The sequence below is a fragment of the Mycobacterium ahvazicum genome (assembly GCF_900176255.2).
Lineage (GTDB): Bacteria > Actinomycetota > Actinomycetes > Mycobacteriales > Mycobacteriaceae > Mycobacterium > Mycobacterium ahvazicum.
In genome coordinates, this window is the sequence record NZ_FXEG02000002.1 from 1,839,980 (window position 1) to 1,856,292 (window position 16,313).

The window sequence follows — 16,313 nt, forward strand, 5'->3', positions numbered from 1 at the left end:
GTGATCGGCGATGCTCGGCTGGCTGGATGATTTGCAGCGACGGAACCGCGGCGTGAGTGTGACCGTCGCGGTCATCTACAAATATCTCGATGACCAAGGCGGCTATCTGGCCGCGCTGATCACCTACTACGGCTTCGTGTCGCTGTTTCCGATGCTGTTGTTGTTGACGACCGGGTTGGGTGTGGTGCTCGCCGGTCGCCCCGACCTGCAGGAGCAGGTGCTGCACAGCACCCTGAGCCAGTTCCCCGTGATCGGCAGCCAGCTGCATCAGCCCGAAGGGCTCAGCGGGGGGACGGTCGCCGTGGTGGTCGGGATCCTGGGTGCGCTCTACGGTGGGCTGGGCGTCGGCCAAGCCGTGCAAAACGCCATGGACTCGGTGTGGGCCGTGCCGAAGAACAAGCGTCCCAACCCGATTCGGGCCCGCGTGCGCAGCTTCGGCTTGTTGTTCGTGCTCGGTTCGGCCGTGATCGCGGCGACCGTGCTGTCCGGGATCGCCCAGACGACTCAGGAATTGGGCGTCTTCGGAAAGATCGGCATCACGCTCACAGCCGTGGCGGTCAACACAATGATCTGCCTGGTGGCCTTCAGGGTGACCACGTCAAGGGAACTCACCTATCGGCAGGTGCTGCCGGGAGCTGTTGCGGCAGCGTTCATTTGGCAGATATTGCAGTGGTTCGGCGCCGGCTATATCCAGCACACGGTCAAGACGGCCAGCGCCACCAACAGTGTCTTCGCATTGGTGCTGGGGTTGCTGGCGTTCCTGTATCTGGTGTCGACGACGCTGGTGCTGTGCGCCGAGATGAACGTCGTGCTGGTCGAGCGGCTGTACCCGCGCGCGTTGCTCAGCGCATTCAGTGACGACGCCGAACTCACGCCGGCCGATCGCCGGATCTACACCAAGCGGGCGAAAGCCGAACGCGTCAAACGGCTCGAGCGGGTGATCGTCAGGTTCAACGACGTCAACCGACCCGTGACGCCGTAGCGGCGGATATCAGAACGCGTCTTCGGAAATACGCATGACGTCGTCGTCGATGGATTCGATGACGCGGCGCAGCGAGGTCAGCTTCGGCAGCATGTTCTTGCCGAAGAACGCCGACGTCGCGATCTTGCCCTGATAAAACGCCACGTCCTTCTCGGCGGGGTTGTCGCCCAGCGCCGCGTGCGCGACGCCGGCCTGCACCAGCAGCCGCCAGCCGATCAGCAGGTCGCCCATCGCGAGCAGATAGCGCACCGAACCGAGGCCCACCTTGTAAATCTCGGTGGGGTGCTGCGTCGCGGACATCAGGTAACCGGTCAACGCGCCCGTCATCGCCGTGACCTCGTCGAGGGCGGTTTGCACTGCCTGCGCTTGCGCTTTCAACGCCTCGTCGCAGGTGTCGATGGTGTTGCTGATCTGCGCGGTGACAAACTGCAGCGCCGCGCCGTGGTCGCGGACGATCTTGCGGAAGAAGAAGTCCAGGGCCTGGATCGCGGTGGTGCCCTCGTAGAGCGAGTCGATCTTGGAGTCGCGGATGTACTGCTCCAGCGGGTAGTCCTGCAGGAAGCCCGAGCCGCCCAGCGTCTGCAACGACTCGGTCAGGACCTCGTACGCCCGCTCCGAGCTCACGCCCTTGACGATGGGCAGCAGCAGATCGTCGACGCGGTGTGCCATTTCGTGGTCGGCGCCCGAAACTTGTTGTGCCAGCGCATCATCTTGATGCGCCGCGGCATACATGTATAGCGCCCGCAGTCCTTCGGCATAAGCCTTCTGGGTCATCAGGCTGCGGCGCACATCGGGGTGGTGCATGATCGTGACCCGCGGCGCGGTCTTATCGGTCATCTGAGTCAGATCGGCGCCCTGCACCCGTTCCTTGGCGTAGGCCAGCGCGTTGAGGTAGCCCGTGGAGAGCGTGCCGGCGGCCTTGACGCCGATGGTCATGCGCGCGTGCTCGATCACGGTGAACATCTGCGCGATCCCGTTGTGCACGCCGCCGACCAGATAACCCACGGCGGGCACATCCGTGGCGCCGAACGTCACCTCGCAGGTCGGCGACGACTTGATGCCCATTTTGTGTTCGAGTCCCGTCACGAAAACCCCGTTGCGCGCTCCGAGTTCGAACGTGTCGGGGTCGAACAGGTAGTTGGGCACGTAGAACAGGCTCAGCCCCTTGGTGCCGGGGCCGGCACCTTCCGGGCGGGCCAGCACGAGATGAAAAACGTTGTCGGCGGTGTCTCCGACGTCACCCCCGGAGATGAACCGCTTGACGCCCTCGATGTGCCAGGTGCCGTCCGGTTGCTCGATCGCCTTGCTGCGTCCCGCACCGACATCGGAGCCCGCATCGGGTTCGGTGAGCACCATCGTGGCGGCCCAGCCGCGCTCGACACCCTCTGCCGCCCAACGCTTCTGCTCCTCGTCGCCCTCGGCCCAAAGTGCTTGTGCCATAAAGGGACCCAGGCAGAAGAAGCTTGCCGACGGGTTGGCGCAGAAGATCATCTCGTTGACCGCCCAGGCCAGCGGCGGCGGCGCGGGCATGCCACCGATGTCTTCGGCCAGGCCCAGCCGCCACCATTCGGCGTCCTTGATCGCCCGCACGGTCTTGGCCAACTCGGGTGCCACGCTGATGGTGTGCGCGTTGGGGTCGAACACCGGCGGGTTACGGTCGGCGAACGCGAAAGTCTCGGCGACCGGCCCCTCGGCCAGGCGAGCGGCTTCGGACAAGATGGTGCGCACCGTGTCGGCGTCCAGTTCGCTGTACTGCCCGGCACCGAGAATCGCGTCTACCTCGAGCACTTCGAAGATGTTGAACTCGAGATCACGGACGTTAGCGATGTAGTGGCCCAAGACATCTCCTCAACTGGTCCATCCGGGGTCGGATCATCAGCCCTAAGTCTGTCCGAGCGGGGAAAACCTCCGCAACCGTAACCTCGCAGCACTCACCGTCGTCGCCCGCAAACGAAAACCCAACTGTTCATTGGGAAGATCGACCCGCGTCACTGTTCCGGCGCTGCGGTAGGTGCCGTCGCGCTGGCCAATCGCCGCTGGCCGGAGCAGGATGGGGGTGCGCCAATGGTCGACATTCGCGCGGGAACATCCGAGCAGTACCCGGCGTTAGGCGAAATGTGACAACACAGGATCTCACTGCGGAGCAGTTCAACGCGACCATCGAAAACAACGACATCGTGCTGGTCGACTTCTGGGCTTCCTGGTGCGGGCCCTGCCGCCAGTTCGGACCCACCTTCCAGGCGTCGTCGGAGAAGCACCCCGACATCGTCCACGCCAAGGTGGACACCGAAGCCGAACAACAGCTCGCCGCCGCCGCTCAGATTCGGTCGATTCCGACGCTGATGGCCTTCAAGAAGGGCAAACTGCTGTTCAACCAGCCGGGTGCCCTGCCGCCGGCGGCGCTGGAAGACTTGGTGCAGCAAATCAGGGACTTCGACGTCGAGGCGGCTCAGGCCGATCAAGCTTGATCCAACCTTGATCCAAGCCGCCGAATAGGTCTCTAGCAACGTCCGCGATACCGTTCACGGGTGAGTTTGGTACTCGTTGAACACCCGCGGCCCGGCGTGGCCTTGATCACTCTCAACCGGCCCGAGCGGATGAATTCGATGGCGTTCGACGTCATGGTCCCGCTGAAGGGCGCGCTGGAAGAGGTCACGTACGACAACTCCGTGCGAGTCGTGGTGCTGACCGGGGCGGGCAGGGGATTCTCCTCGGGTGCCGATCACAAGTCCGCGGGCGCGGTGCCGAACGTGGACGGGCTGACCCGCCCGACGTATGCGCTGCGCTCCATGGAGCTGCTCGACGACGTCATTCTGGCGCTGCGGCGGATGCACCAGCCGGTCATCGCGGCGGTCAACGGCGCGGCCATCGGCGGTGGTTTGTGCCTGTCGCTGGCCGCCGACATCCGGGTGGCCTCCACCAACGCCTATTTCCGGGCCGCGGGCATCAACAACGGTCTGACCGCGAGCGAACTGGGTTTGTCCTACCTGTTGCCCAGGGCCATCGGCGCGTCGCGGGCTTTCGAGATCATGCTCACCGGCCGCGACGTGACCGCCGAGGAGGCCGAGCGTATCGGGCTGGTGTCCTGTCAGGTGCCCGAGGGCCAGTTGCTGGACACGTGCTATGCGATCGCCGCGCGGATCGCCGCATTCTCCCGGCCCGGAGTCGAGTTGACCAAGCGCACACTGTGGAGTGGACTGGACGCCGGTAGCCTGGAAGGGCACATGCAAACCGAAGGCTTGGGACAGCTTTTCGTCCGCCTGCTCACCGCGAACTTCGAAGAAGCGGTTACTGCGCGCGCAGAGCGGCGGCCCCCGGTATTCACCGACGAGAAATAACGTGCCCAGAGGAGAGCGATCGTGATCACCGCTACGGACCTTGAGGTCCGCGCTGGTGCGCGCATCTTGCTCTCACCCGACGGCCCCGACCTTCGGATCCAGCCCGGCGACCGCATCGGGCTGGTCGGGCGCAATGGCGCGGGCAAGACCACGACCCTGCGCATCCTGGCCGGGGAAAGCGAACCGTACGCCGGGTCCGTCGTCCGCACCGGCGAAATCGGTTACCTGCCACAGGATCCCAAAGAGGGCGATCTCGACGTGTTGGCTCGCGACCGGGTGCTGTCGGCGCGCGGGCTGGACGTGCTGCTCACCGATCTGGAGAAGCAACAGGCGTTGATGGCCGAGGTCGCCGACGACGAGGCGCGCGACCGTGCGATTCGCCGGTACGGCCAGCTGGAGGAGCGGTTCGTCGCGCTGGGCGGTTACGGCGCCGAGAGCGAAGCAGGCCGGATCTGCGCGAGTCTTGGTCTGCCGGAACGGGTCATGACGCAGCAGCTGCGCACCCTGTCCGGCGGTCAGCGCCGCCGGGTGGAGCTGGCGCGCATCCTGTTCGCCGCCTCCGATGCGGGATCGGGATCCTCGACCACGTTGCTGCTCGACGAGCCGACCAACCACCTCGACGCGGATTCGATTGGCTGGCTGCGGGATTTCCTGCGGTCCCACACCGGCGGCCTGGTGGTCATCAGCCACAACGTCGAATTGCTCGCCGACGTCGTCAACCGGGTGTGGTTTCTCGATGCCGTGCGCGGTGAGGCCGACGTCTACAACATGACCTGGCAGAAGTACCTCGACGCCCGGGCCACCGACGAGCAACGTCGCCGCCGGGAACGCGCCAACGCCGAACGCAAAGCCACCGCGCTGCGTTCGCAGGCCGCCAAGCTGGGTGCGAAGGCCACCAAAGCCGTTGCGGCACAAAACATGTTGCGTCGTGCCGATCGGATGATGGCCGCCCTCGACGACGAACGCGTCGCCGACAAGGTCGCCCGGATCAAGTTCCCGACGCCGGCTCCCTGCGGGCGCACCCCGCTGGTGGCCAAGGGGTTGAGCAAGTCCTACGGATCGCTCGAGGTCTTCACCGGCGTCGACCTGGCCATCGACCGCGGTTCGCGCGTGGTGGTACTGGGACTCAACGGTGCGGGCAAGACGACGCTGCTACGCCTGCTGGCCGGCACCGAGAAGCCCGACACCGGAGGGCTCGAGCCTGGGCACGGTTTGCGGATGGGCTATTTCGCGCAGGAGCACGACACCATCGACAACGACGCGACGGTGTGGGAGAACATCCGCCACGCCGCGCCCGAGTCCGGCGAACAGGACCTGCGCGGCCTGCTCGGCGCGTTCATGTTCAGCGGCCCGCAGCTCGAGCAGCCGGCCGGCACCCTGTCCGGTGGTGAGAAGACGCGACTTGCGTTGGCCGGTCTGGTGGCATCCACGGCCAACGTCTTGCTGCTCGACGAACCGACCAACAACCTGGATCCCGCGTCGCGGGAACAGGTGCTCGACGCGCTGCGCAGCTATCAAGGCGCGGTGGTGCTGGTGACACACGATCCCGGAGCGGCCGAAGCGCTGGACCCGCAACGCGTTGTCCTGCTGCCCGACGGCACCGAGGACTATTGGTCTGAGGAATACCGGGACCTGATCGAGCTCGCCTGAGCTAGTCATCGCACGCCAATTCGTCGAAATCGACACGCATACGACAACTGGTTCTTACTCTTGGTGCTTGGGTCTGAGTTTCAAGCGTGGAGGGGTCAGTGTCAAAGTCCAAAGAGATGCGCACCGAGTTGTTGGACGAGTTGCGCACCGCCTACGAGGGTGGCGCGAGCATTCGGACGCTCGTCGCCAATACCGGCAGGTCGTACGGGTCGATTCACAGCATGCTGCGCGAGTCGGGTACCACGATGCGCAGCCGCGGCGGGCCCAACCACACGGCTCGGCACCGCTAGAACCAGTAGGGCATCGCCCCGACCAACGGCACTGCGTGCGAGGAGCGCAGTGCCGTGCGCTTAGGCCTGCTGAGGCCCAGAATCGTTGCGGCGCACCGAGTTCTCGACGAGATCGAGAACGGCGGCCAGTCGCTGCGGATCTTCGCCGGAGGCCAGCCGGGCCACCAGCCCGTCCAGGACCAGTTCCAGGTAGCACTGCAACACGTCACCGGGTACGTCATCGCGCACCCGGTGTGCTTCCTTCTGCCGTTGCAATCGATCGTGGGTGGCGGCCGCTAGTTCCGCGGAGCGCTCCGACCAACCGCGGCTGAACGCGGGGTCGTTGCGCAGCTTGCGCGCGATCTCCAAACGGGTGGCCAGCCAATCGAACTGCTCGGGTGCGGCGAGCATGTCGCGCATCACCTGGATCAGCCCTTCGCGAGACGCGACGTCGGCCATCCGCTCGGCGTCCTCGTGCGCGAGCGCGAAGAACAGTGCGTCCTTATCCCGGAAGTGGTGGAAGATCGCGCCACGCGACATCCCGATCGACTGCTCCAGCCGCCGGACCGTGGCTCTGTCGTACCCGTGTTCGGCGAAGCAACGACGAGCACCGTCGAGGATCTGGCGGCGCCGGGCCGCCAGATGGTCCTCGCTGACTTTTGGCATTTGGCCAGGGCTTTGGTCGGCTCGGGGGCTAGCCGGACTTCAGCATATTGCGCAGCACGTACTGCAAGATGCCGCCGTTGCGGTAGTAGTCGGCCTCACCCGGGGTGTCGATGCGCACCACGGCGTCGAACTCGACGTCGTCCCCGCCGGACTCCTTGACGGCCTTGACGTGCACCGTCTTCGGCGTCTTGCCGTCGTTGAGCGCGTCGATCCCGGTGATCTCGAAGATCTCGGTGCCGTCCAACCCGAGCTCCTGAGCCGTCTTGCCCTCGGGGAACTGCAGCGGGATGACGCCCATGCCGATCAGGTTGGAGCGGTGGATGCGCTCGAACGACTCGGCGATCACCGCCCGCACGCCCAGCAGCCGTGTCCCCTTGGCCGCCCAGTCTCGCGACGAGCCCGACCCGTACTCCTTGCCGCCCAGCACCACCAGCGGAATGTTTTGTGCCGCATAGTTTTGCGCCGCGTCGTAGATGAAGGCCTGCGGAGCACCGTCCTGGGTGAAGTCGCGGGTATACCCGCCGGACACGTCGTCGAGCAGCAAGTTGCGCAGCCGGATGTTGGCGAACGTGCCGCGGATCATCACCTCATGGTTGCCGCGCCGCGACCCGAAGGAGTTGTAGTCCTTGCGGTCCACGCCGTGCTCGTCGAGGTACTGCGCCGCCGGCGTGCCCGGCTTGATGCTGCTGGCGGGGGAGATGTGGTCGGTGGTCACCGAATCGCCCAGCAGGGCCAGCACCCGGGCGCCGGTGATGTCGCCGACCGGCTCCGGCTCGGCGGGCATGCCCTCGAAGTACGGGGGCTTGCGCACATAGGTCGAATCCGCGTTCCACTCAAAGGTATTGCCGCTCGGGGTGGGCAGGTTGCGCCACCTTTCGTCGCCCTTGAACACGTCGCCGTAGCTCTTGGTGAACATCTCGGAGTTGATCGCCGAGGCGATGGTGTCGGAGACGTCTTTCTGCGACGGCCAGATGTCCTTGAGGAAGACGTCGTTGCCTTCTTTATCTGCCCCGAGCGGCTGACTCTCGAAGTCGAAGTCCATGGTCCCGGCCAGCGCGTAGGCCACCACCAACGGCGGCGACGCCAGGTAGTTCATCTTGACGTCCGGGTTGATGCGGCCTTCGAAGTTCCGGTTGCCCGACAGCACCGCGGTCACCGAAAGATCGTTGTCGTTAATGGCTTTCGAGATCTCCTCGGGCAGCGGGCCCGAGTTACCGATGCACGTGGTGCACCCGTAGCCGACCAGATAGAAGCCGAGCTTCTCCAGGTACGGCCACAGCCCGGCCTTGTCGTAGTAGTCGTTGACGACCTGAGAACCCGGCGCCATCGTGGTCTTCACCCACGGCTTGGAAGTCAGACCCTTCTCGACCGCGTTGCGGGCTAACAGCGCTGCGCCCAGCATCACCTCCGGGTTGGAGGTGTTCGTGCACGACGTGACCGCGGCGATCACCACCGCGCCGTGGTCGAGCACGAATTCGCCACGCTCGTCGGAGCGCACCGTCACCGGGTTGCTGGGGCGGCCCTGGGAATGCGATGCGGCCGAATGCACCTGGACAACGTCGTCGGCGTGTCCGTTCGACACCGCGCCGGGATCGCTGGCCGGGAAGGTCTCCTCGACCGCCTCGTCCAGTTTCGAGTAGCCCTGCTGTCCGTCCTCGTCACCGTCGACGTAGCTGAGGATCTGCTCGCGGAAGGTCGGCTTGGCGTGCGACAACGGGATTCGGTCCTGCGGGCGCTTGGGGCCGGCGATCGACGGCACCACCGTGGACAGGTCGAGCTCGAGGTACTCGGAGAACGCCGGCTCATGCGTCGGGTCGTGCCACATGCCCTGCTCTTTGGCGTAGGCCTCGACCAGTGCCAGTTGCTCATCGGTGCGGCCGGTGAACTTCAGGTAGGAGATGGTCTCCTCATCGATCGGGAAAATCGCTGCGGTGGAACCGAATTCGGGACTCATGTTGCCGAGCGTGGCGCGGTTGGCCAACGGCACTTCCGAAACACCCTTGCCGTAGAACTCGACGAACTTGCCGACCACTCCGTGCTTACGCAACATCTCGGTGACGGTGAGCACGACATCGGTGGCGGTGACGCCCGGCTGAATCTCGCCGGTCAGCTTGAAACCGACGACGCGCGGGATCAGCATCGACACGGGCTGGCCCAACATCGCTGCCTCGGCCTCGATGCCGCCCACGCCCCAGCCGAGCACGCCGAGGCCGTTGACCATCGTGGTGTGCGAGTCGGTACCCACGCAGGTGTCGGGGTAGGCGGTTATTTCTCCCGCGTCGTCTGCGCGGGTCATCACAACGCTGGCCAGGTATTCGATGTTGACCTGGTGCACGATGCCGGTGCCGGGCGGGACGACCTTGAAGTCGTCGAAGGCGCCCTGCCCCCAGCGCAGGAACTGGTAACGCTCGCCGTTGCGTTCGTACTCGATCTCGACGTTGCGCTCGAAGGCGTCGGCGGTGCCGAACAGGTCTGCGATCACCGAGTGGTCGATCACCAGGTCGGCCGGCGCCAGCGGGTTGACCTTCTCCGCCTTACCGCCCAGGTCGCCGATGGCCTCGCGCATCGTGGCCAGGTCGACGATGCACGGCACGCCGGTGAAGTCCTGCATGACCACGCGTGCTGGGGTGTATTGGATCTCAATGCTGGGCTCCGCGTTGGGATCCCAATTCGCGATCGCCTCGATGTGGTCCTTGGTGATGTTGGCGCCGTCTTCGTTGCGCAACAGGTTCTCGGCAAGAACCTTCAGGCTGTAGGGGAGTTTCTCGGTATTGGGTACGGCGTCGAGACGGTAGATCTGGTAACTCTTGTCGCCGACCTTCAGGGTGTCGCGGGCTCCGAACGAGTTCACAGATTCTTTGCTGGTCACATCAACTCCCTGGGATTAAGTTCTTCCGTCGACGGGGCTGTGTCGGCGGATCGTCCGAACGATCATGCCAACTTTAACAGTACGCTTGTCCTGCAATACAGCGGCACACCAATTTCCAGTCTTGTCGGCCAGGGGCCGGGTTGAAACCCCTTTTCCCTACTGTTCGCGTACGGTGCCTGTAGCACCTGGGCTGTTCGGCGGGAGGAGGCACACAGTGACCGCGCAAGGTTCGTTCGAGCAACTACCGCAGACCACCTTCTTTTTGCAGCCGGTGCTGCCTGCCTACATTCCGCAAGACGTCAACATGACGGCCATCAAAGCGCAGGTCGCCGCGTCCGGGGTCAGCGCGCCACCGGACGTCATGCCGGCCCTGCTCGTCGTTGTCGATCAAGCGCATGCCGCCGGCATCAACCTGAAAATCGTGTTACTCGATCACAACCCGCCGAACGACACGCCGCTGCGCGATATCTCCACCGTCGTCGGCGCCGACTATCACGACGCCACGGTCTTGACGCTGAGCCCGAACTTCGTCGGCACCTACAGCACGCAGTTCCCGCGCGTCACGCTCGAGGCCGGCGAAGACATCGCCAAGACGGGCAATCCGGTGGTCTCGGCGCAGCACTTTTTGCATGAGCTCGAAACCCCGGAATTCCCGTGGACGGGCCTGACTATTTTCTTGCTTGTCGGCGTGCTCGCCGCGGCCGTCGGCGCCCGCTTCCTGCAGTTGCGCGCTAGGCGGTCAGCAACCTCGGTCGACGCCGCGGCCACTTCGAACGAAGAGTCGGCCGAGGGCGTCTAACCACGCACATCCGAACCGGCCCATTCGGCCGGGCGGAACTCACGACGCTGCGCGGCAAATCGCGTAGGTCACCGTTCGGTCACATTAAACGCACGTAGAGGGTTGCGATTTGTGACGACCATATCTTCGCCGACCACTGTGACGTACGGTGCAAAAGATGCTCGTGTTGTCTTTGGCGCTAATAGAGAAAATTGGGGCTGGCGCCGCCGTCCGCGTTGAGCCCAAGGGGAGCTAAGTCGAATGAGACGCACACGCCGGGGCTCTGCTGCGCGACCGTTCGCCAGGCTGGTCCGTCCGGTCATTCCGTCGGTCCTATGTGTGGCCATGCTGGTCACCACACCCGGTCTGGCGCAGGCTGATCCGAACGCCGACAGCCTCGGCGTGCTGATCGCCAACGTCGCCAAGGCCAACCAGCGGCTGGAGGATCTGAGCGCCGAAATCCAGGGCGAGCAAGAGGCCGTTAACAAGGCCCTGGTCGACGTCGAGACCGCCCGGGACAACGTGACCGCGGCCGAGCACGATCTCGAGGTCAGCCAGCAGTCGGTCAAGGATGCCAATGCGGCAATCGCTGCCGCCCAACGCCGTTTCAACACTTTCGCCGCCGCCACTTACATGAATGGTCCGTCGGGCAGCTACCTGACCGCACGCAGCCCCGAGGACATCATCGCGACCGAAAGCGCCTCGAGGACCCTGGCGGCCAGTGCCCAGACGGTGCTGGACAACCTGCAGCGGGCCCGCACCGAGCAGGTGAACAAGGAGTCCGCGGCGCGCTTGGCCAAGCAGAAGGCCGAAAAGGCCGCTGCCGACGCGAAATCCAGCCAGGACGCCGCGGTGGCCGCGCTGACCAACTCGAAGCACAAGTTCGAAGAACAGCGCGAGCAGATCACCCGGCTGGCCGCTGAGCGTGACGAGGCCCAGGCGAAACTTCAGCAGGCCCAACTCGCGTCCGCGCATTGGTCTACCGGGGCCGGCGGCGGCACGCCGACGACGGGGGACCGCTGGGATCCGGGAGCGCCGGCCGGGCAGGCCCCGTCCGGCGGACGGCACTGGGACGGCTGGGATCCCACGCTTCCGATGGTGCCGAGTGCCAACGTGCCCGGTGACCCGGTCGCGGTGATCAACCAGGTGCTGGGCATCTCGGCCACCTCGACGCAGGTCACCGCCCAGATGGGGAAGGGCTTCCTGCAGTCGATCGGCATTCTCAAGCCCGACGACACCGGGATCACCAACGCCAACCCGGGCGGCGTCGGCGGACGCATCCCGCGCGTCTACGGCCGACAGGCCTCCGAATACGTGATCCGTCGCGGCATGTCGCAGATCGGCGTGCCCTACTCCTGGGGCGGTGGCAACGCGGCCGGCCCGAGTAAAGGCATCGACTCCGGCGCCGGGATCACCGGCTTCGACTGCTCGGGCCTGGTCCTGTACTCGTTCGCCGGGGTGGGCATCAAGCTGCCGCACTACTCGGGTTCGCAGTACAACCTGGGCCGCAAGATCCCGTCCTCCCAGATGCGTCGCGGCGACGTCATCTTCTACGGCCCCGGCGGTAGTCAGCACGTGACCATCTACCTCGGTCAGGGCCAGATGCTCGAGGCCCCCGACATCGGTTTGAAGGTGCGCGTCGCACCCGTGCGCACCAGCGGCATGACCCCCTACGTGATTCGCTACATCGACTATTAAACGAGGATGACTACCAAACGAGGATGACTACCGAACGAGGAGCTATGCGGCACAAGCGATTTCGCCTGTTCAACTTGGCCTGGATCACCACTTTGGTGACCGGGCTGATGTTGTCTGTAGCCGCCCCGGCCAACGCCGATCCCGGAACGTGGGATCCGACCCTGCCGGCGACGATCAGCGCCGGTGCCCCGGGCGATCCGCTCGCCGTCGCAAACGCGTCGCTGCAAGCCACCGCGCAGGCCACCCAGACCACGATGGACTTGGGCAGGCAATTCCTCGGCGGTCTGGGAATCAACATCCTGGGTGATCCCGCCCCCGCCGCATCCGCGACGCCCACCAACCCGGGCGCCAAGATTCCGCGGGCGAACGGCCGCCAGGCCATCGAGTACGTCATCAAAAGGATGGGATCGCAGATGGGCGTGCCCTATTCGTGGGGTGGCGGCTCGCTGCAGGGTCCGAGCAAGGGCATCGACGACGGTGCGAACATCACCGGGTTCGACTGCTCCGGTCTGATGCGGTACGGATTCGCCGGCGTCGGGGTGCTGATCCCGCGGTTCTCCGGTGATCAGTACAACGCCGGCCGGCACATCCCGCCCAGCGAGGCCCGCCGCGGCGACCTGATCTTCTACGGCCCGGGCGGCGGCCAGCACGTCACCATGTACTTGGGCAACGGCCAGATGCTGGAGGCATCCGGAAGCGCGGGGAAAGTGACCGTGAGCCCCGTGCGCAAGCCCGGTATGACGCCGTACCTGACTAGGATCATCGAGTACTGACCCAGGTGTGCCGTCAGATCGCGGCTCGTCAGCGAGCCGTGGCGTCGACGGAATCCCAGGCGCCTGGAATAGTTGGACAAAGGCACGGGGCTGACCCGCGGCATTCGTCGTGATGGCAGATGTGTCTGATTGAGCTGTGTCGGTTGAGCTGAAGAGAGAGATGTAGATGACAGCAGCAGGTGGGCCGCCCCCGGGCGCCAGTGGTCACTCGGGTCCGGGCGGGCAGTCTGGCCCCGGAGCCCATGCGGCGCCGTCAGGTGGTGCCGATGGATTGGCTGCCGAAGTACACACCCTGGAACGGGCCATCTTCGAGGTCAAGCGCATCATCGTGGGCCAGGACCAGCTCGTCGAGCGGATGCTGGTCGGTCTGCTGTCCAAGGGTCACGTGCTGCTCGAAGGTGTGCCCGGCGTCGCCAAGACGCTGGCCGTCGAAACGTTCGCGAAGGTCGTCGGCGGCACGTTCGCGCGTATCCAGTTCACCCCCGACCTGGTGCCCACCGACATCATCGGTACCCGCATCTACCGGCAGGGCAAGGAAGAGTTCGACACCGAGCTCGGCCCGGTCGTGGTCAACTTCCTGCTCGCCGACGAGATCAACCGTGCGCCCGCCAAGGTGCAGTCGGCGCTGCTGGAGGTCATGGCCGAGCGTCAGGTGTCCATCGGTGGTAAGCGATTCCCGCTGCCCAACCCGTTCCTGGTGATGGCGACGCAGAACCCGATCGAGCACGAGGGCGTCTACCAGCTGCCCGAGGCGCAGCGCGACCGCTTCCTGTTCAAGATCAACGTCGGCTACCCCTCGCCCGAGGAAGAGCGCGAGATCATCTACCGGATGGGCGTCAAGCCACCGCAGCCCAAGCAGATCCTGGACACCAACGACCTGTTGCGGTTGCAGGACATCGCGGCCAACAACTTCGTCCACCACGCGCTGGTCGACTACGTGGTGCGCGTGGTCACCGCCACCCGCCACCCCGAGCAGCTCGGCATGAACGACGTCAAGACCTGGATCTCGTTCGGCGCATCTCCGCGCGCGTCGCTGGGCATCATCGCGGCCTCGCGTTCGCTGGCGTTGGTCCGCGGTCGCGACTACGTGATCCCGCAAGACGTCGTCGAGGTCATCCCCGACGTGCTGCGCCACCGGCTGGTGCTGACCTATGACGCGCTGGCCGACGAGATCTCGCCCGAGATCGTCATCAACAGGGTCCTGCAGACTGTTTCCCTTCCGCAAGTGAATGCCGTTCCGCAGCAAGGGCATTCGGTTCCGCCGGTGATGCAGGCTGCGGGCGCGGCCAGTAATCGGTGACCGATCCGAACCCCGCCGCCAAGCCCGCGGCTCTGCACCCGCCGTCGTTTCAGCGCGGGCAGATCGACGACCCGAAATTGTCGGCGGCGCTGCGCACGCTCGAGCTGACGGTACGGCGCAAGCTCGACGGTGTCCTGCACGGCGACCATCTCGGCCTGATCCCCGGACCGGGTTCGGAGCCGGGGGAGTCGCGGGAGTATCAGCCCGGCGACGACGTCCGCCGGATGGACTGGGCGGTCACCGCGCGCACCACCCACCCGCACGTCCGGCAGATGATCGCCGACCGCGAGCTGGAAACCTGGATGGTGGTCGACATGTCGGCCAGCCTCGACTTCGGGACCACCGTCTGCGAGAAGCGGGATCTGGCAGTGGCCGCCGCGGCCGCCATCACGTTCCTCAACAGCGGCGGCGGTAACCGGCTCGGTGCGCTCGTCACCAATGGGGCGACGACGGTCCGGGTGCCGGCCCGGTCCGGGCGCCAGCACGAGCAGACGCTGTTGCGCACGATCGCGACGATGCCCAAGGCGCCGACGGGTGTGCGCGGCGACCTGGCGGTTGCCATCGACGCGTTGCGCCGGCCGGAACGCCGCCGCGGGATGGCCGTGATCATCAGTGACTTCCTCGGGCCGATCAACTGGATGCGCCCGCTGCGCGCGATCGCGGCCCGCCACGAGGTGCTGGCCATCGAGGTGCTCGACCCACGCGATATCGAACTGCCCGACGTCGGCGACGTCGTGCTGCAGGACGCCGAGACCGGTGTGACCCGCGAATTCACCGTCGATGCGCAACTGCGCGACGACTTCGCCAAGGCGGCCGCGGCGCATCGTGCCGACGTGGCCCGAACGATACGTGGTTGCGACGCACCGGTTTTGACGCTGCGCACCGACCGCGACTGGATCGCCGACATCGTCCGCTTCGTGGAGTCCCGCCGGCGCGGGGCTATGGCGGGGCGCCAGTGACGTTGCCGTTGCTGGGCGCGATGTCGCTGTCCGGGTTCGCTCACGCATGGTGGTTCCTCTTCCTGCTCGTCGTTGCCGGGTTGGGCGTGCTGTATGTGCTGATGCAGCTGGCCCGCCAGCGGCGCATGCTGCGGTTCGCCAACATGGAGCTGCTGGAAAGCGTCGCCCCCAAGCGGCCCGCCAAGTGGCGGCACCTGCCGGCGATCCTGCTGGTGGCATCGCTGGTGCTGTTGACCGTCGCGATGGCCGGGCCGACGAACGACGTCCGGATTCCGCGCAACCGGGCGGTGGTGATGCTGGTGATCGACGTATCGCAGTCGATGCGTGCCACCGACGTCGAACCCAACCGGATGGCCGCCGCGCAGGAGGCCGGTAAGCAGTTCGCCGACGAGCTCACCCCGGGCATCAACCTCGGGCTGATCGCCTACGCGGGGACCGCGACGGTGCTGGTGTCGCCGACGACCAACCGCGAGGCGACCAAGGTCGCGCTGGACAAGCTGCAGTTCGCCGACCGCACCGCGACCGGGGAGGGGATCTTCACCGCGCTGCAGGCCATCGCCACCGTCGGCGCGGTCATCGGCGGCGGTGACAAGCCGCCCCCGGCCCGCATCGTGCTGTTCTCCGACGGCAAGGAGACGATGCCAACCAACCCGGACAACCCCAAGGGGGCTTTCACCGCCGCGCGGACCGCCAAGGACCAGGGCGTGCCGATCTCGACGATCTCGTTCGGCACCCCGTACGGCTTCGTCGAGATCAACGACCAGCGCCAGCCGGTCCCGGTCGACGACGAGACCCTGAAGAAGGTCGCCCAGCTCTCCGGCGGCAATTCCTTCAATGCGTCGACGCTGCAGGAGCTCAAGCAGGTCTACGCCTCGCTGCAACAGCAGATCGGCTACGAGACGATCAAAGGCGACGCCAGCGTGGGCTGGCTGCGATTGGGTGCGCTGGTGCTGGCGCTGGCGGCGCTGGCCGCGTTGCTGATCAACCGAAGGCTGCCGACCTAGCTGCTCTGTCTCTTCTGTCGGTCGCCT

Annotated in this window: 14 protein-coding genes; 11 read left to right on the plus strand and 3 right to left on the minus strand. The window is 65.8% G+C overall.

The window, feature by feature from the left end; all coding sequences use genetic code 11:
* Positions 1-10 precede the first annotated feature (10 nt).
* Complete coding sequence (locus tag MAAFP003_RS11005; RefSeq protein ID WP_096286849.1) at positions 11-982, plus strand: YihY/virulence factor BrkB family protein; 972 nt, start codon at positions 11-13, stop codon at positions 980-982.
* A 9-nt stretch (positions 983-991) separates the two neighbouring features.
* Here the strand turns inward: MAAFP003_RS11005 and MAAFP003_RS11010 are convergent, their stop codons facing one another.
* Positions 992-2,821 carry an acyl-CoA dehydrogenase gene (locus MAAFP003_RS11010; RefSeq protein ID WP_096286851.1) on the minus strand — a complete coding sequence of 610 codons (1,830 nt, stop codon included), beginning with the start codon at positions 2,819-2,821 and terminating at the stop codon, positions 992-994.
* Positions 2,822-3,099: 278 nt separating this feature from the next.
* Between MAAFP003_RS11010 and trxA the strand changes: the two genes are divergently transcribed.
* The 4 genes from trxA to MAAFP003_RS11030 all read left to right on the plus strand — a co-directional run bounded on the left by trxA (position 3,100) and on the right by MAAFP003_RS11030 (position 6,260).
* Complete coding sequence (trxA, locus tag MAAFP003_RS11015) at positions 3,100-3,450, plus strand: thioredoxin (RefSeq protein ID WP_085221813.1); 351 nt, start codon at positions 3,100-3,102, stop codon at positions 3,448-3,450.
* A 60-nt stretch (positions 3,451-3,510) separates the two neighbouring features.
* The gene (locus tag MAAFP003_RS11020) at positions 3,511-4,320 is read left to right on the plus strand and encodes an enoyl-CoA hydratase (RefSeq protein ID WP_096286853.1); all 810 of its coding nucleotides are present in this window, start codon (positions 3,511-3,513) and stop codon (positions 4,318-4,320) included.
* 21 nt (positions 4,321-4,341) lie between these two features.
* Positions 4,342-5,970 carry an ABC-F family ATP-binding cassette domain-containing protein gene (locus tag MAAFP003_RS11025; protein ID WP_096286855.1) on the plus strand — a complete coding sequence of 543 codons (1,629 nt, stop codon included), beginning with the start codon at positions 4,342-4,344 and terminating at the stop codon, positions 5,968-5,970.
* A gap of 98 nt (positions 5,971-6,068) precedes the next feature.
* The gene (locus tag MAAFP003_RS11030) at positions 6,069-6,260 is read left to right on the plus strand and encodes a helix-turn-helix domain-containing protein (RefSeq protein WP_096286857.1); all 192 of its coding nucleotides are present in this window, start codon (positions 6,069-6,071) and stop codon (positions 6,258-6,260) included.
* 60 nt (positions 6,261-6,320) lie between these two features.
* Here the strand turns inward: MAAFP003_RS11030 and MAAFP003_RS11035 are convergent, their stop codons facing one another.
* Positions 6,321-6,905, minus strand: a complete 585-nt coding sequence (locus MAAFP003_RS11035) for a TetR/AcrR family transcriptional regulator (protein ID WP_096286859.1) — start codon at positions 6,903-6,905, stop codon at positions 6,321-6,323.
* A gap of 28 nt (positions 6,906-6,933) precedes the next feature.
* Positions 6,934-9,774, minus strand: coding sequence for an aconitate hydratase AcnA (acnA, locus tag MAAFP003_RS11040; RefSeq protein ID WP_133160840.1), 2,841 nt, complete (start codon positions 9,772-9,774; stop codon positions 6,934-6,936).
* A 262-nt stretch (positions 9,775-10,036) separates the two neighbouring features.
* Between acnA and MAAFP003_RS11045 the strand changes: the two genes are divergently transcribed.
* From MAAFP003_RS11045 to MAAFP003_RS11070, 6 genes are all read left to right on the plus strand, one after another.
* Entirely contained in the window at positions 10,037-10,573 is a 537-nt protein-coding gene (locus tag MAAFP003_RS11045) for an Rv1476 family membrane protein (RefSeq protein ID WP_341477086.1), read from the plus strand.
* Between the two features lie 240 nt (positions 10,574-10,813).
* A complete protein-coding gene (ripA, locus tag MAAFP003_RS11050) occupies positions 10,814-12,250 on the plus strand; it encodes an NlpC/P60 family peptidoglycan endopeptidase RipA (protein ID WP_096286861.1) in 1,437 nt (478 codons plus the stop codon).
* Positions 12,251-12,294: 44 nt separating this feature from the next.
* Positions 12,295-13,023 carry an NlpC/P60 family peptidoglycan endopeptidase RipB gene (gene ripB, locus MAAFP003_RS11055; RefSeq protein ID WP_096286863.1) on the plus strand — a complete coding sequence of 243 codons (729 nt, stop codon included), beginning with the start codon at positions 12,295-12,297 and terminating at the stop codon, positions 13,021-13,023.
* A gap of 166 nt (positions 13,024-13,189) precedes the next feature.
* Positions 13,190-14,323, plus strand: a complete 1,134-nt coding sequence (gene moxR1 / locus MAAFP003_RS11060; RefSeq protein WP_096286865.1) for a chaperone MoxR1 — start codon at positions 13,190-13,192, stop codon at positions 14,321-14,323.
* Entirely contained in the window at positions 14,320-15,282 is a 963-nt protein-coding gene (locus MAAFP003_RS11065; protein WP_096286867.1) for a DUF58 domain-containing protein, read from the plus strand. The genes moxR1 and MAAFP003_RS11065 overlap by 4 nt, the downstream gene beginning before the upstream one ends.
* Entirely contained in the window at positions 15,279-16,286 is a 1,008-nt protein-coding gene (locus MAAFP003_RS11070; protein WP_096286869.1) for a VWA domain-containing protein, read from the plus strand. Before MAAFP003_RS11065 ends, MAAFP003_RS11070 begins: the two co-directional genes overlap by 4 nt.
* The last annotated feature ends 27 nt before the right edge of the window (positions 16,287-16,313 follow it).